Here is a 15,239-nt window from a genome sequence, read left to right as displayed (position 1 = left end):
CTCAGCACAACCCAAAAAACACGTATAGGTTGACAATACACAGTTCTAATTTCGCCTCAAGTGTGCTGTGAAAAATCCGTCGCCATCGTCGTTTGTGTCAAACCGCTTTTGAAACCCGACCGACCAATCAGGATGCCGCTGTAAGAAGGCGTTAATTCGATCTTCATTTTCACACGCAAGTATCGAACATGTGGCGTACACCAAACATCCATTCGCGGCGGTCAACGGTATTGCCGCGTCCAAAATACTGTCCTGCACCTGCGTTAACTCTTCCAGTCGGGTGGCTGAGAGCGTCCACTTTCCTTCGGGGGAGCGGCGCCATGCCCCGCTGCCTGAACACGGCGCATCGCATAAAACCACATCAAAGGGAGCTTCATTCCGCAAATTATCTGTCTCGATCTGACGAATAGAGCTGCCTGCACGGGCAGCGCGGGTTGGCAGATCCTGCATGCGCCGCGGGTCAATATCATGCGCGGCGGTTTCTGTCGCCGGACCCGCCGCCAGCGCCAGTGATTTACCACCGCCGCCCGCACAGTAATCCAGAACGCGGCCCGCAGGTGGTATGGCGGCAACAACTGCTTGGCTCGACGCGTCCTGCAGTTCAACCATTCCCTGTAAGTAGCTGTCAGAATTGCGAATTTTACGCTCTCCTGCGGTTACCGTCAGCGCCGTGTCTGCCAGTGGATTAGCCCGTGTTTCAATGCCCTGCTCGGCCAAGGCCACCGCTGCGGCCTGTGGTGTCGTCTTGGCCATATTGACCCGCAATGTGATCGGCGCACGCGCCTGAAGAGCAAGGGCAACGGCTTCAACCCGGTCTTGAAGCGATGCTTTGAACTGAGGAATAATCCAGTCCGGCAGGTTCCAATGCACCGCCTCCTCAGCTGCGACCGACAGCGGTTGCTCTGCCTCGGTCAGAGGCTGAGGCGCATGCCCTACCCCGTTTAAAAGCCCATTGATATCAGCGTGTTGTGCACGCAATATCCCGATCATCAAAGCGCGCCCGGTCTCGCCCCCGCCAAGATGCGCAGCAGTCCGGCGCTGGCGCAGCACGTCAAACACATGATCGCGTATTGCGGCGCGATCCTTGGATCCGGCAAAGCGGTTCCCCCGCCCCCAACGTGTCAGGGCCTGCTCAGCAGGAAGCCCGTCAGACATCGTGTTCAAAATCTCGATCGCCGCTGCGACGCGTGCGCCGGGGGTCATGTAAGTGCCACGTTCATTTGCCTTTCAAAGCAGTGCCTTATCAGCGTTACCCGATACGGTAGTTCGGGCTTTCACGGGTGATCTGCACGTCATGCACGTGGCTTTCTTTCAGGCCCGCACCGGTGATTTTGACGAATGAGCAATTCTTGCGCATCTCGTCGACTGTTGCACATCCGGTATAGCCCATCGCCGCACGCAAACCGCCGACCATTTGATGCACCACAGTCGCGGCAGAGCCTTTATAGGCCACTTGGCCCTCAATCCCTTCGGGGACCAGTTTGTCGCTGGCCGCATCTTTCTGGAAATACCGATCAGCAGAGCCGCTGGCCATCGCGCCGAGCGATCCCATACCGCGATAGCTTTTAAAGCTACGCCCTTGATAAAGAATGACTTCACCGGGGGATTCGTCTGTGCCTGCGATCATCGATCCGACCATGGCACAAGACGCGCCCGCCGCGATGGCCTTGGCAAAATCACCCGAGAATTTGATGCCGCCATCGGCAATGACCGGCGTGTCGCCCGCCGCGTTCGCGCAATCCATAATCGCCGTCAGCTGTGGCACGCCGACACCGGCAACCATGCGCGTGGTGCAGATCGACCCCGGCCCGATGCCGACCTTAACCGCATCCGCACCGGCACCGATCAGGGCACGTGTCGCCTCGCCCGTGGCCACGTTGCCGGCCACGACTTGTACTTCGTTGCTAAGCTTCTTGGCGCGCTCGACCGCAATGGCCACGCCTTCGGAATGCCCATGCGCCGTGTCGATAACGATCATATCCACGCCTGCGTCCACCAGCGCCTGAGACCGCTCAAACCCAGCATCGCCCGTGGTGGTCGCCGCCGCCACACGCAAACGGCCCAAGTCATCCTTGCAGGCGGTGGGGTTCAAAACGGCCTGTTCCGTGTCTTTGAGGGTCAGGAGCCCGGTCAGTTTGCCCTGATCATCGGTCACCAGCAGCTTTTCGATGCGGCGCGCCTTCATCAGGCTGATCGCTTCTTCCCGGTCGGCAGGCTCGTGCAAAATGGCCAGATTATCCACAGTCATCATCAGATGTACTGGCGTATCGTCCGCCCGGGCAAAGCGCATATCGCGGTTGGTCACGATACCCACGACCCGGCCCATTTCATCCACCACCGGAAAGCCGGTGACGTTATAGCGTTGCTGCAATGCCTTGGCATCGGCAAGGGTTTGATTGGCCCGCAGGGTGATCGGGTTATATACGATCCCGCTTTCAAAGCGTTTGACGCGGCGGACCTCTTCGGCCTGTTCGGCGATGGTCAGGTTGCGGTGAACCACCCCCATGCCGCCCGCTTGGGCCATGGCAATCGCCATGCGCCCTTCGGTCACCGTGTCCATCGCCGAGCTGAGCAGCGGAATGTTCAATGCGATCGATTTGGTCACATGGGTGCGTGTGTCAGCCGTGGACGGCAACACGCTAGATGCCGCTGGCACCAGTAGTACATCATCAAAGGTCAGAGCCTCACGAATCTCCATTTTGCACCTCGGCTTGCATGGGTTCATTTGGCGGTTTCCTATTTCATGGATTACGCCGATTGGAAAGGGCCATTTGCCGCGCAGCGCCATTGCAAATATGCATAGCTCGGTCAAAGCTGCGGAGAACAGGTTTTAACGGAGCGTTACTATGGCCAATCACGGATATGACGGCGGCAGGCTGGATCTGCCTTTTGTGGGCATTTCGACCTTTGGTAAACGCCCCTATCAGCCAGATTGGGCCGCGCTGGACGCCGATGTCGCCATTCTGGGTGCCCCCTTTGATGCAGGCACGCAATGGCGCGCAGGGGCACGGTTCGGCCCGCGCGGCGTACGCGAGGCATCGACCCTGTTCAGCTTTGGCCACGCGGGGGCCTATGACCACGAAGATGATGCGGTATACCTGCCGGGTGACGTGAACATCGTCGATATTGGCGATGCCGACATCGTGCATACCGACACCGAACAAAGCCATGCCAATATTGAAACCGGCGTGCGGGCGATTTTGGATGCCGGTGCCCTGCCCGTCGTGATTGGTGGCGATCATTCGATCAACATCCCCTGTATCCGCGCGTTCGATGGTCAAGGCGACATTCATGTTCTCCAGATCGATGCGCATCTGGATTTTGTCGATGAACGCCACGGCGTGCGCCATGGCCACGGCAACCCCATGCACCGCGCAGCAGAGCAGGATTATGTCACCGGGTTGACGCAGGTCGGCATCCGCAATGTCAGCTCCACCGCGCGTGAAGGCTATGACGATGCCCGCGCGATGGGGTCTGACATCATCTCGGTCCGGCAAGCGCGCAAGATGGGGACAATGGGCGTCTTGGCTCATGTGCCCGAGGGTGCGCGGCTGTATGTGACGATCGATATTGATGCGTTTTGCCCGTCGATTGCACCGGGGACTGGAACGCCGTCACATGGTGGGTTCTTGTACTACGAGGTTTTGGAGCTGCTGCAAGCCGCCGCCAAACGCCACGAGATTGTGGGAATTGATCTGGTTGAGGTCGCGCCGGATTATGACCCCACGGGATCGACATCCATTCTGGCCGCGCAACTGTTGTTGAACTTTCTGGGCTTCATCTTTTATGCGCGTGGGGCTTGAGGTTTATGCGTTTCTATTTGGCTTTGCGTGGAACGGGGCGTTGCCCCGAACCCCAGAATATTTGAAAGCCAGAGAAGCGAGGGCGCGGATGCGGCATTTTGCGACGTATCTTGGCTTTCGTCTCGCGCAGCCTTCGCTATGTTGCGGCAAAGGTTTTGAGGACTGATTTGATGAGCAACGATCCACTGGTGGTATTCACGCCTTCGGGCAAGCGCGGCCATTTTGCGAAAGGCACCCCCATTCTGACAGCGGCACGTCAATTGGGCGTGGATCTGGATTCGGTCTGTGGCGGGCGCGGGATATGTTCAAAATGTCAGGTGACCCCGGGCTACGGTCAATTTCCCAAACATGGCGTGACGGTAAAAGATGACGCGCTAAGCGACTGGAACAGCGTTGAGCAGCGGTATCAGGACAAGCGCGGCCTGATCGACGGGCGACGGCTGGGGTGTCAGGCGCAGGTGATGGGCGATGTGGTGATTGACGTCCCCGCCGAAAGCCAGGTGCACAAACAAGTCGTCCGCAAGCGGGCCGAGGCACGCGACATTGTGCTGAACCCGTCAACCAAGCTGTTTTATGTCGAGGTGCAGGAACCTGACATGCATGATCCCTCTGGCGATCTGGAGCGTCTATGCGCCGCACTAAAGGATCAATGGGAGCTTGAGAACGTTAAGGCCGATTTGCAGATATTGCAGGTGATGCAAAAGATTTTGCGCAAGGGCGATTGGAAAGTCACCGTGGCCGTGCATCTGGGCGATGATGAAAACCCGCCCCGCATCATGCATCTGTGGCCGGGGTTTTACGAGGGCACGGTTTACGGGCTGGCCGTCGATCTGGGCTCCACCACCATTGCCGCGCATCTGTGCGACTTGCAGACCGGAGAGGTTGTCGCGTCCTCAGGTGTGATGAACCCGCAAATCCGCTTTGGTGAGGATTTGATGAGCAGGGTCAGCTATTCCATGATGAACGAGGGTGGTGCGGATGAAATGACCCGCGCGGTGCGTGCTGGCATGAACACCCTGTTCGACGAGATTTGCGCCGAGGGTGGCGTAGATAAGGGCCTGATCGTGGATGCTGTTTTCGTCTGCAACCCCGTCATGCACCACCTGTTTTTGGGCATTGATCCGTTCGAGCTGGGGCAAGCCCCCTTCGCCTTGGCCACATCCAACGCGCTGCGTATGCGCGCGGTTGAGCTGGACCTGACCATTCATCCGTCCGCGCGGATCTATTTCCTGCCTTGTATTGCGGGCCATGTGGGGGCCGATGCCGCCGCCGTCGCGCTGTCAGAGGCACCGGATAAATCCGACGATCTGGTATTGGTCGTCGATGTCGGCACCAACGCTGAAATCCTGCTGGGCAACCGCGAGAAGGTGCTGGCTTGTTCCTCGCCCACCGGCCCCGCATTCGAGGGCGCACAGATCAGCAGCGGGCAACGCGCCGCCCCCGGCGCGATTGAGCGGGTCGAAATTGACCCCGTGACCAAGATCGCGCGCTTCAAGGTGATCGGCAGCGATCTGTGGTCGGATGATCCGGCGTTCGAGGCCGAGATCGGCGCAAGCGGTGTGACCGGTATCTGCGGGTCGGGCATTATCGAGATGGTCGCCGAGATGCGCATTCACGGTATCGTGGACGCCCCCGGCCTGATCGGCACTGCCGAGCAAACCGGATCGCCTATGGTTTTTGCCGACGGACGCACCAATTCCTATCTGGTCTATGACGGCACCGCCAATGGTGGTCCCAAGATCACCGTGACCAACCGCGATATCCGCGAAATCCAGATGGCCAAGGCCGCGCTGTATTCAGGTGCGCGCCTGCTGATGGATAAATTCGGCGTCGATAAGGTGGACCGCGTCGTTCTGGCCGGTGCCTTTGGCGCACATATCAGCACCAAGCACGCGATGGTTTTGGGGATGATCCCCGACGCCCCGCTGGACAAGGTCACATCAGCCGGGAACGCCGCAGGCACCGGCGCGCGGATTGCCCTGCTGAACAGCGCCAGCCGTGCGGAGATCGAAGAAACCGTGCGCAATATCCACAAGATCGAGACCGCGATCGAGCCACGCTTTCAAGAGCATTTTGTAAACGCCTCGGCCATCCCCAATGCCGTTGAACCGTTCCCGATCCTGAACAGTATTGTCACCCTGCCCACCGCGACCTTTAACACAGGTGGTGGCGATGGTGCGGGGGGTGGCCGTCGCCGTCGGCGCGGTTAACAAAGCCCAAGGATAAATACCCATGTCGCTTGCCAACCACGACCAAGAGGAATTCTGGACCAATAACGCTGGGCCAACCTGGGTCACCTATGAGGGACCGCTGGACGCATTCTTGGCCCCCGTGTTGGACGGGGTCATTGCCCGCGCAGGATTGCAGCCAAATCAAAGTGTTCTGGACATCGGCTGCGGCACGGGCGGGTCAGCGGTGCAGGCCGGGCGCGCCGTCGGACCGGACGGCCACGTGCTTGCCGTCGATATATCGGCCACCATGGTGGCACGGGCGCGCGAACGGACGGCGCAAATGCCATGGACCCAGATTGAATTGGCCGATGCCGCCGATAGCCCGTTAAAGGCGGCGCATTTCGATTATGTCATCTCGCGGTTCGGGGTGATGTTTTTTGCCGATACGCAGGCCGCGTTTGAAAACATTGGCCGGGCGATGAAACCCGGTGCCACGCTTAGCTTTGCCACATGGGGGCAAATCCCTGCGAACCCGTGGTTCACGCTGGCCGCCCAGATTGCCAAGGCCGAACTGGGCGCGCCGCCGAAGACCGACCCGGACGCCCCCGGCCCCTTTGCCCTGCGTGATCTAACCAAAACATGCGCGATGCTGGACCGCGCGGGGTTCACGGATATCGACGGTTCGGCCGAGAGCATGCAATTCACCCTGCCCGGCGGTGCAGCCGACGTCGCTGCGCTGTCCATGCATGTCGGCCCTGCCGCAGGGACAATCAAACATTTCGACGCAGACCTGCCCGCCCAAGCCCGCATTCAGGCCACAATGACCGATGCCTTTGGGCAATTTGACAACCACGCCATCCCCGCCGAGATTAACTTTTTCACCGCCCGCAAGTCCTGACTTGACGCCTTGTGCGCCACGACCTAAATCAGGTCCACGGCGCGCGGGTATGGTGAAAAGGTATCACGGCAGCTTCCCAAGCTTTAGTTACGAGTTCGATTCTCGTTACCCGCTCCAAGCCGAAATCAAGGTCAGTTCCACAGTGCTACCGCTTCGGCGACAAGGCTTGCGTTGGAAGGTGCCACTGATTGGTCTTGTAACAAACGTCCATCTTCAAGCCCGACACGAGTTGACCACCCTCTTACGCGCGCCTTGCGCACGAAATGCCAAACTGTGGCGTCGAAACCGTGTAGCAGGATAGAACGGTGTATCCCCGCGTCCTCCAATACTGCGACAATGCCAGCTAGGATGGCTTCGGCGCGGTCCAAGTCCTGCTCTTCGATTTCGAACAATACCCGAAACACCTTGTGGCACTCGGGTAAGGTCACAAACCGCTTCGCATCTGCGACTGTGGCGAGACCGGCTTCGATACCGACGCCTTTCTTTGAAAGCAGTGAAAAGATGGCTGGTGCGTCGGCTTCTGAAAGGTTGACGGATGCATAGTCGGGAAGCACCGACCACGCCGCGATCCGTTCTCGTGTCAGTTCAATGTCATCCTCAATCCAAGCCCCAGTCGAAACCCCTACCAGAGTACCCGGACAGGCCTGACGGATACCGCGCATAAGTGGGTCCACATCAGCAAGGCTTTCGCGTTCGTCGAGCCCGCGAGGGTGAATGTGCAGCTCGTTCGCGCCTGCGGCAACGCACTCCGCCGCATCCCGTATCATAGCCTCTATCGTAAGCGGTAGCGCCGGATGGTATTCCTTTGGACGTGCCCCGTTCAAACATGCCTGTATGATCATTTTATACCCTCAATAGAACGCGAACTTCATCTGCAATCAAAGTGATCACTTTGATTGCTAGGGTATACATAATTTTCTGACGTTCTAGGGCATTACAGCCCCCTAATCGGACAGGCGCACGTTCTCTGACGACGTGCCCGCTTTGGCCGTGGACACGTTGATAACCTCTAAAATCTGATAGGCCCCCGCAGCAATGACAACCATGGCGACGACGGCGGTTAGAAACGCTTTCATGTTATGGCTCCTTGCGTGCTGCGGGTTTTGGTCCGGCGACTTCTTCGGCCCAGATGCTGTGATGTTCGCGGGCCCATTGTTCTTCGACTTCGCCCTTGCCCATGGCATCAAACGCGCCTTCCATGCCGATGGAGCCTAGATAGATATGTGCGAAAATAATCGCGGTCAGGATCAGGCTGATCAGCGCGTGCCACAGTTGGGCGTATTGCATTTCCTCTTGCGGAGCGAGCGGGTATGGCAGATCGGCAAATCCGAACCATCCCGGCGCGCCCAAGCCGTTCAGCCACGAAAACGTATGACCGAAGAGGTTGAATTCAAACGGGAAAAGCAAGGATAAACCGAAGAGAGAAATCGACCCGCCCAGCAGGATCACCGCCCAGAAAATCAGCTTTTGGCCCGCGTTGAACTTTTTCGCAGGCGGGTGGCCGCCCCCGATCAACCCGCCACCCTTTGCCAGCCAGCGCAGGTCTGTGCGGTCGGGGATATTGTGGACGACCCATATGATGAACACGAATATCAGCGCGATCATAAAGGCCCATGACACGTTGTTATGCACCCATTTGCAGACAATCGCGACGGATGAAAACGCCTCGTGACCAAAGGCGGGGATCAGCACGGTGCGGCCAAACAAGGAAATCAGGCCCGTCACCCCGAGCAGCACAAAGGACGATGCCAGCATCCAGTGGCCAAAGCGTTCAAAGGCCTGAAACCGCAGCAGCGTCCGCCCGGTTTTTTCGCCCTCGATGCGGATACGGCCCCGGATCAGATAGAACAGTGCCAGCGCCAGCAAGGTGCCGCCCAGCAGGTAAATCGCAATCGTTTGCAGGGGGCCACGACGAAAGTCGAGCCACCACATGCCGCCGTCTTGAATCAGGGTCGTGGCCGCAGGCACGCGCGCCTGGGTGGTGATGTCAGCCTTGCCAAAGCGGAAGGCGCGCCACAGATCGGCGTCAGACGCCCCGCCAAGGGTGCCCAATTGGTCGGTGGTGGGCATGGCGGCATCCGGATCGCCCGTTTCATTCGCGCGGATCACATCGTCTGCGGTTTTCAGCCCCTCTTGCCGCCGCAAGATGTCATCCAGCTTGGACACGGCAGGGTTGCTATCAACCGTGCTGGTTTGAGGCGGTACATTGGTTTGCGCGTCGGCCTCCGACCCAGCGGACAGACCCAGCAAAACGGGCAGGCAAATCAAGAAAACGGCAATGAAGCGCGACATCGTTATATCCCTTTTGGCGGATCAAATAAGGGCGGTCCCGTAACAGGCCGCCCCTATGATTGTCATATCATAACGGGCAGTTAGCCGCCCTTTTGTTCATAGGCGGTGCCCCAGCCCCATGCGCCGGAGCCAAAGCCCCGTGCCACAACCCGTTCGCGGTAGATGCCCGAGACGACATCGCCGTCACCGGCAAGCAACGCCTTGGTTGAACACATCTCGGCGCAGATCGGCAGTTTGCCTTCGGCGATGCGGTTGCGCCCGTATTTCTGGAATTCGGCGGTGGAGTTGTTTTCTTCGGGGCCACCGGCACAGAAGGTACATTTGTCCATTTTCCCGCGCGACCCGAAGTTGCCCGCTTGGGGGTACTGCGGCGCACCAAAGGGGCATGCGTAAAAGCAGTAGCCGCAGCCGATGCACAGGTCTTTTGAGTGCAGCACCACACCGTCGTCTGTTTGATAGAAACAGTCGGTGGGACAAACCGCCATACAAGGTGCGTCCGAGCAGTGCATACAGGCGACCGAGATCGACCGTTCGCCGGGTTTGCCATCGTTGATCGTGACAACCTTACGGCGGTTGATGCCCCATGGCACTTCATGTTCGTTTTTACAGGCGGTAACGCAGGCGTTGCATTCGATGCAGCGTTCAGCGTCGCAGAGGAATTTTGCTCTAGCCATCTTATCTCTCCCTTACGCTGTCCAGATTTTGCAAAGAGTAGCCTTGGTCTCTTGCATCTGGGTTACACTGTCATAGCCATAGGTTTGCGCGGTGTTGGAGCTTTCGCCCAAGACATATGGATCGGCCCCTTCGGGATATTTATCCCTCAGATCAACACCTTCCAGATGTCCGCCAAAGTGGAACGGCATGAACGCCACACCTTCGCCGACCCGCTCGGTGACCATGGCCATCACTTTGACCTTGCCACCTTCGGGGCCTTCGACCCAGACTTGCTGCCCGTCACGGACGCCCAGATTGTTGGCATCCCGTGTGTTAATTTCGACAAACATGTCTTGTTGGAGTTCGGCCAGCCACGGGTTTGAACGGCTCTCGTCGCCGCCCCCCTCGTATTCAACCAAACGACCAGAGGTCAGGATGATCGGATAATCCCCCGAGAAATCCTTCTCCTGGATCGAGGCATACATGGTGGGGACCCGCCAGAATTTTTTATCCTCATAAGTCGGGTAATCGGCCACCAGATCGCGCCGGTTCGAATACAGCGGCTCGCGGTGGATTGGCACCGGATCGGGGAAAGTCCAGACCACGGCGCGGGCCTTGGCGTTGCCAAAGGGCGCACAGCCATGGGCAATTGCGACCCGCTGAATACCGCCGGAAAGGTCGGTCTTCCAGTTCACGCCGCCCGTCTTTTTGACGTAATCTGATGGAATTTCACCAGTCTGCGAGGTTTCACCGACTTCTTCATTGGCACCACCGTCATCCGATGCGTTGCCCATATTCGGATCGCCATCAGGGAAGCCCGCAACAAAATTGATCGATGCGCGTTCTTCGTCGGTCAGGTCACCGTCCCAACCCAGATCACGCAGCATTTGCATGGTGAACTCGGGGTAGCCGTCCTCGATCTCGGACCCAGCCGAGAATACACCCTCGGCCAGCAGGTTATCGCCGTCGCGTTCCACACCGAAACGGGCGCGGAAGGTCAGCCCGCCCTTGGCCACCGGCAGCGACATATCATATAGGTTCGCCGTGCCGGGGTGGTTCATCTCGGCTGTGCCCCAAGACGGCCATGGCATCCCGTAAAAATCGCCATCGGCCGGCCCGCCATTCGCCCGCAAGGTTGTGCGATCGAAGGTGTGTTGATTGGCCATGTGCATCTTCATCCGCTCGGGGCTTTGGCCCGTATAGCCGATGGTCCACATACCACGGTTAAACTCGCGGGTGATGTCCTCGACGTTTGGCTCACCACCTTCATCGATTGCGATGTTGCGGAAGATTTTGTCGTGGAAACCGAATTTTTCGGCAAACATTGCGATGATCGTGTGATCGGGCAGCGATTCAAACAGCGGATCAACCACCTTGTCGCGCCATTGCAGCGACCGGTTGGACGCCGTCACAGAACCGCGCGTTTCAAACTGCGTACAGGCCGGCAGCAGGTACACCCCGTCGCTGCGGTCTTGCAGCACGGCGGACACTGTCGGATAGGGATCGACCACGACCAGCATGTCGAGCTTTTCCATCGCCGTTTTCATTTCTTTTTGACGGGTCTGAGAGTTCGGCGCATGGCCCCACAAAACCATCGCCCGTGTGCTATCGGGCTGGTCGAGGTCTTCGGCCTCTTCCAAAACGCCGTCAATCCAACGACTTACGGGGATACCGGTCAGGTTCATCATTGGCGTATCGCCAACGGTCTCACTGCTGAACCGTCCTTTGAGGTAATCTAGGTCTTCTTCCCACACCCGCGCCCAGTGGGCCCAGGCACCGGCGGAAAGACCGTAATACCCCGGCAATGTATCAGCCAGAACGCCAAGGTCAGTCGCACCCTGTACGTTGTCGTGGCCGCGGAAAATATTGGTGCCGCCGCCTGCGGTGCCCATGTTGCCAAGTGCAAGCTGCAAGATGCAGTAGGCGCGCGTGTTGTTGTTACCATTGGTGTGCTGCGTGCCACCCATACACCAGATCACGGTGCCCGGGCGGTTGTTAACCAAGGTCCGCGCCACACGCTCAAGCTGGACACCGGGTGTACCTGTGACACGCTCAACCTCGTCCGGCGTCCATTTGGCCACTTCGGTCTTGATCTCGTCCATGCCCCAGACACGGGTGCGGATGAATTCTTTGTCTTCCCATCCGTTTTCAAAGATGTGCCACAGGATACCCCAGACAAGCGCCACGTCCGATCCGGGCCGGAAGCGCACATATTCGTCAGCATGGGCCGCCGTGCGGGTGAAGCGCGGGTCGCATACGATCAGCGGCGCGTTGTTTTGTTCCTTGGCCTTCAGCAGATGCAGCAGCGATACCGGGTGTGCCTCCGCCGGGTTGCCCCCGATGACAAAAATCGCCTTGCTGTTGTGGATGTCATTATAGCTGTTGGTCATGGCACCGTAGCCCCAGGTGTTCGCAACACCCGCAACCGTGGTTGAATGGCAGATACGCGCCTGATGGTCGACGTTGTTGGTGCCCCAATAGGCCGCAAACTTGCGGAACAGGTAGGCCTGTTCGTTGTTATGCTTGGCGCTGCCCAGCCAGTACACCGAATCCGGCCCGCTTTCGTCGCGGATTTTCATCATGCCGTCGCCGATCTCGTTGATCGCCTGCTCCCAGCTGATGCGAACCCATTCGCCGCCTTCTTTTTTCATCGGATATTTCAGGCGACGTTCGCCATGGGCATGTTCACGTACCGATGCCCCTTTGGCACAATGCGCACCTAGGTTGAACGGGCTGTCCCAGCCGGGTTCCTGCCCCGTCCAGACGCCATTATCGACCTCGGCAATCACGGTGCAACCGACGGAACAGTGGGTACATACCGATTTAACCGTCTCAACCGCGCGGGTCGCAGCGGTTTGGGCAGTCGCTTTGGTAACGGAACCACCCGTGGCGGCGATGGCCGTTAGCCCGCCAATGGCAAGGCCCGATCCGCGCAGAAACCCGCGTCGGTCAATCGTACTATTGCCGTTGTTCACGACGATCGGCGCGCGGCCTGATCTGCGTGTATACCCGTTGGTCTTTTTCCTCAGCATGGTATTTCTCCCCTTTTTCCAGCATCAGCCGGAGAATTCTACGTCGCTCACCGCGTTGGCATGTCAGGCCCGTCACCGGTGTTGAGTTGGCTATTAGAAACTAGAAACGTGTGCTTTCCAGATAGGCGCGGGTGTGCGCGGTATCCTGCATGGTCTCGGATGACAGGTCTGCCGGTTGTGCTTCGGCCCCCGTTGCCCCGCCGGCAACAATTGCGGCGGCGGCCGCGGGTGCAGCTGTGCCTGCAAATTTCAGAAAGTCGCGGCGGCTTGCGCCTTTTGTCTTGTCGGTCATTTGGTACCTTCCCTTCAAGTTAACCGGCGGGCGTCCCCACCGACATGTTACGCATTACCGTTCAGCTTTGGTCATGCGGAATGCTTCGCGTTCGATATCCATAAAGGCCGCGCCAACGGCCCCCACAGACGCGTATAGAACTGATGATTTGGCAGCTTGCAGATCGGCAAAATAATGCGCTGCCCAACTGCCGATATGTGCGTTAAAAAACTGTTGTTGTTCGCTGATTGTGGCCACGCGACCAAACCGCCCGACGATCATGCCGGCCATCATCTCCATCAAGGATGCGATGTTGTCTTCGGGTTCGAACACATCTTGGGCGCGGGTCATCCCGAGGCTGGCCATGGTCTTGCGCAAATTCGCCAGCGGTTTTTCGTTCAAAAACCCGGTCAGATAATAGCTGGCATAGGGCAGCAATTCGCCACGCCCTAGCCCGATAAACAAAGCGTTGAACTCTGTGCGCACCGATTTTGGCCGCGATACCTTGGCCACGCGCGCCAGCCCTTGGATCGCTTGGCCCAATGGAGTCTCGTCGCCCTCAAGGTTTGCGGTTTGATCCAGCAACATCTGATCGGGCGGCCCGGACAGCATCACCCCAAGATAGTTGTACAGATCGGCGCGCAGGCGGTCCTCTTGGGTGACTTCAGGCAATGTTGCGGCCACATTCATGTGCTTTGCCCTTCGAAACGAAATTGCATACGGCGGCGGGTCGGCGCGGTTTGTTCGATGTCTTCGGCCTCTTCGACTTGGGCGTCATCAACCGATACCTCGTCCGTGGCGGCGATCACCTCACCCTCCACCACCAGCACCTCTTCGTCTTCATCGGTGCCGTCAGCATCCACCAACGCGGCCTCGGCAGGCGCGGCCGCTTGGCGCTCCATCTCGAGCAGATGCGCCAACATGCCTTTGCCAACTTGATAACCGGTCTTGATCGGCCCCTGCCCCGTGCTGCCGGTCAGGTAATCATCGTCATAGTCATTCAACCCGTCAACGCAGGCCAGAACGGGATTGCTCCGCCATAGGGATCGCAGCGCCCGGTTGCGCAGGTGTTGCGGGACGGTCTTAACCATGAATGCCTTAACGTTATCACCCAGAACCAGCGCATCAGGATCCGGCAGGCCCAGCTCCTCTAAAATCTCGGCATCGGTTTTCTCGGCCAGCTCCGCCTGCTGCTCTGCAACAATGGCATCATCGGCTTCGCGCTTCAGCGCGGCCTCTTCGGCGGCGACGGCGGCACGTCTGCGGGACCATGATGAAAGCGTTGAGGTCAATTGGCCACCTCGCGGCGGCGCGGGGCGCGGTACACATCGGTGGTCTGGCGGATACGGGCATCGCCTATACCATCATCGGTCTGATCCACCCGCGCGTTTTTACGGCGACGCTTCACAAAGGCCTCTTCCTCGTAGTGTTTATCCACGAATTCAACGATCAATGCGTGCAACCCATGCGGCATTGGCAGCTTTTCGACCAACTCTTCGGCAGAATCGCAGTAATCCTGTGCCTCGTAGGGGGATGCCGTCACAAGGGCGACAGACCACGGCACGCCGCCGCTTTCTGCATTGGGGCGTAGCACCGTATAGATCGACGGGATGCGGGCCTGCAATTCATGCGCGTAGGCCTCGGCATCAGGGACATATAACGTAAGTGGCAGGGTCGCCGCGTGGTATTCGGTAACGTCGCCTTCAGACCTTAGAACCTTCCAATCAGCAGGTGCTGCGCCCGGCAAAATATCTGTGACCGTCCAGGCATATTTTGCCCAACGCGTAACCCCAGGCGTGCGTCGAACAACGACACCAACCGGAATGGTCACTGAATTTGGATGGCTACGCGGCAATTAAATCCCCTCGTTTGGCTGCCCTTATGGTGACGCAAAACTTTGAAAACGACAAAGGTTTTTTTGATATTTCCCTTCACGCGGTTGTTATGCCGCGACGCGGCATCCACAGACATCAATGATTACTGGTTAATGCGGTTAAGTGATTGCACATAAATATTATTCAGCTCGGGTGATGCTGCACCTGCATTAGGCCCCGACCCACACAGAAACCAGATTTGCGGTTTACTGTGGGCCCATTTCCTGACTACCTGAAGCACGAT

14 protein-coding genes and 1 tRNA gene are annotated in these 15,239 nt (G+C 58.4%); 4 read left to right on the top strand and 11 right to left on the bottom strand.

Features of this window, described 5'->3' with window-relative positions:
* Positions 1-45: 45 nt before the first annotated feature.
* Both BM347_RS02655 and guaB read right to left on the bottom strand, forming a co-directional pair.
* Positions 46-1,203, bottom strand: coding sequence for an RsmB/NOP family class I SAM-dependent RNA methyltransferase (locus BM347_RS02655; RefSeq protein ID WP_093914853.1), 1,158 nt, complete (start codon positions 1,201-1,203; stop codon positions 46-48).
* Between the two features lie 46 nt (positions 1,204-1,249).
* Positions 1,250-2,698, bottom strand: a complete 1,449-nt coding sequence (gene guaB, locus BM347_RS02650; RefSeq protein WP_093915386.1) for an IMP dehydrogenase — start codon at positions 2,696-2,698, stop codon at positions 1,250-1,252.
* 148 nt (positions 2,699-2,846) lie between these two features.
* Between guaB and speB the strand changes: the two genes are divergently transcribed.
* From speB to BM347_RS02625, 4 genes are all read left to right on the top strand, one after another.
* Positions 2,847-3,803, top strand: coding sequence for an agmatinase (gene speB / locus BM347_RS02645; protein ID WP_093914852.1), 957 nt, complete (start codon positions 2,847-2,849; stop codon positions 3,801-3,803).
* Between the two features lie 170 nt (positions 3,804-3,973).
* Complete coding sequence (locus tag BM347_RS02635) at positions 3,974-6,013, top strand: ASKHA domain-containing protein (protein WP_093914850.1); 2,040 nt, start codon at positions 3,974-3,976, stop codon at positions 6,011-6,013.
* Positions 6,014-6,035: 22 nt separating this feature from the next.
* The gene (locus tag BM347_RS02630; RefSeq protein ID WP_093914849.1) at positions 6,036-6,872 is read left to right on the top strand and encodes a class I SAM-dependent methyltransferase; all 837 of its coding nucleotides are present in this window, start codon (positions 6,036-6,038) and stop codon (positions 6,870-6,872) included.
* Positions 6,873-6,915: 43 nt separating this feature from the next.
* A tRNA-Gly gene (locus BM347_RS02625) sits at positions 6,916-6,989 on the top strand.
* A gap of 14 nt (positions 6,990-7,003) precedes the next feature.
* On the opposite strand, the gene BM347_RS02620 is transcribed toward BM347_RS02625, so the two are convergent.
* The 9 genes from BM347_RS02620 to BM347_RS02585 all read right to left on the bottom strand — a co-directional run bounded on the left by BM347_RS02620 (position 7,004) and on the right by BM347_RS02585 (position 14,976).
* Entirely contained in the window at positions 7,004-7,714 is a 711-nt protein-coding gene (locus tag BM347_RS02620; protein WP_093914848.1) for a 3-keto-5-aminohexanoate cleavage protein, read from the bottom strand.
* A 102-nt stretch (positions 7,715-7,816) separates the two neighbouring features.
* Positions 7,817-7,948 (bottom strand): hypothetical protein, encoded by a 132-nt coding sequence (locus tag BM347_RS17750; RefSeq protein ID WP_281247830.1) that lies wholly within the window; start codon positions 7,946-7,948, stop codon positions 7,817-7,819.
* Between the two features lies 1 nt (position 7,949).
* Entirely contained in the window at positions 7,950-9,164 is a 1,215-nt protein-coding gene (locus BM347_RS02615) for a formate dehydrogenase subunit gamma (protein WP_093914847.1), read from the bottom strand.
* A gap of 80 nt (positions 9,165-9,244) precedes the next feature.
* A complete protein-coding gene (fdh3B, locus tag BM347_RS02610) occupies positions 9,245-9,838 on the bottom strand; it encodes a formate dehydrogenase FDH3 subunit beta (RefSeq protein ID WP_093914846.1) in 594 nt (197 codons plus the stop codon).
* Positions 9,839-9,850: 12 nt separating this feature from the next.
* The gene (locus tag BM347_RS02605) at positions 9,851-12,850 is read right to left on the bottom strand and encodes a formate dehydrogenase subunit alpha (RefSeq protein ID WP_093914845.1); all 3,000 of its coding nucleotides are present in this window, start codon (positions 12,848-12,850) and stop codon (positions 9,851-9,853) included.
* Positions 12,851-12,950: 100 nt separating this feature from the next.
* Positions 12,951-13,142: a twin-arginine translocation pathway signal protein gene (locus BM347_RS02600; protein ID WP_093914844.1), complete on the bottom strand. Its 192-nt coding sequence runs from the start codon at positions 13,140-13,142 to the stop codon at positions 12,951-12,953.
* Positions 13,143-13,196: 54 nt separating this feature from the next.
* A complete protein-coding gene (locus tag BM347_RS02595; protein ID WP_093914843.1) occupies positions 13,197-13,811 on the bottom strand; it encodes a TorD/DmsD family molecular chaperone in 615 nt (204 codons plus the stop codon).
* Positions 13,808-14,413, bottom strand: coding sequence for a DUF3306 domain-containing protein (locus BM347_RS02590; protein ID WP_093914842.1), 606 nt, complete (start codon positions 14,411-14,413; stop codon positions 13,808-13,810). The genes BM347_RS02595 and BM347_RS02590 overlap by 4 nt, the downstream gene beginning before the upstream one ends.
* Positions 14,410-14,976 (bottom strand): DUF3305 domain-containing protein, encoded by a 567-nt coding sequence (locus BM347_RS02585; RefSeq protein WP_093914841.1) that lies wholly within the window; start codon positions 14,974-14,976, stop codon positions 14,410-14,412. Before BM347_RS02585 ends, BM347_RS02590 begins: the two co-directional genes overlap by 4 nt.
* Between the last annotated feature and the right edge of the window lie 263 nt (positions 14,977-15,239).

Origin of the sequence: Sulfitobacter marinus (assembly GCF_900116285.1) — a bacterium.
GTDB lineage: Bacteria > Pseudomonadota > Alphaproteobacteria > Rhodobacterales > Rhodobacteraceae > Sulfitobacter > Sulfitobacter marinus.
The sequence above is the reverse complement of the archived record's forward strand: the minus strand, read 5'-3'. Positions and strand labels throughout refer to the sequence as shown.

Coding starts and splice junctions, on each gene's coding strand:
- BM347_RS02655 (WP_093914853.1), bottom strand. CDS start 1,203: ATGACCCCCGGCGCACGCGTCGCAGCGGCGATCGAGATTTTGAACACG.
- guaB (WP_093915386.1), bottom strand. CDS start 2,698: ATGGAGATTCGTGAGGCTCTGACCTTTGATGATGTACTACTGGTGCCA.
- speB (WP_093914852.1), top strand. CDS start 2,847: ATGGCCAATCACGGATATGACGGCGGCAGGCTGGATCTGCCTTTTGTG.
- BM347_RS02635 (WP_093914850.1), top strand. CDS start 3,974: ATGAGCAACGATCCACTGGTGGTATTCACGCCTTCGGGCAAGCGCGGC.
- BM347_RS02630 (WP_093914849.1), top strand. CDS start 6,036: ATGTCGCTTGCCAACCACGACCAAGAGGAATTCTGGACCAATAACGCT.
- BM347_RS02620 (WP_093914848.1), bottom strand. CDS start 7,714: ATGATCATACAGGCATGTTTGAACGGGGCACGTCCAAAGGAATACCAT.
- BM347_RS17750 (WP_281247830.1), bottom strand. CDS start 7,948: ATGAAAGCGTTTCTAACCGCCGTCGTCGCCATGGTTGTCATTGCTGCG.
- BM347_RS02615 (WP_093914847.1), bottom strand. CDS start 9,164: ATGTCGCGCTTCATTGCCGTTTTCTTGATTTGCCTGCCCGTTTTGCTG.
- fdh3B (WP_093914846.1), bottom strand. CDS start 9,838: ATGGCTAGAGCAAAATTCCTCTGCGACGCTGAACGCTGCATCGAATGC.
- BM347_RS02605 (WP_093914845.1), bottom strand. CDS start 12,850: ATGCTGAGGAAAAAGACCAACGGGTATACACGCAGATCAGGCCGCGCG.
- BM347_RS02600 (WP_093914844.1), bottom strand. CDS start 13,142: ATGACCGACAAGACAAAAGGCGCAAGCCGCCGCGACTTTCTGAAATTT.
- BM347_RS02595 (WP_093914843.1), bottom strand. CDS start 13,811: ATGAATGTGGCCGCAACATTGCCTGAAGTCACCCAAGAGGACCGCCTG.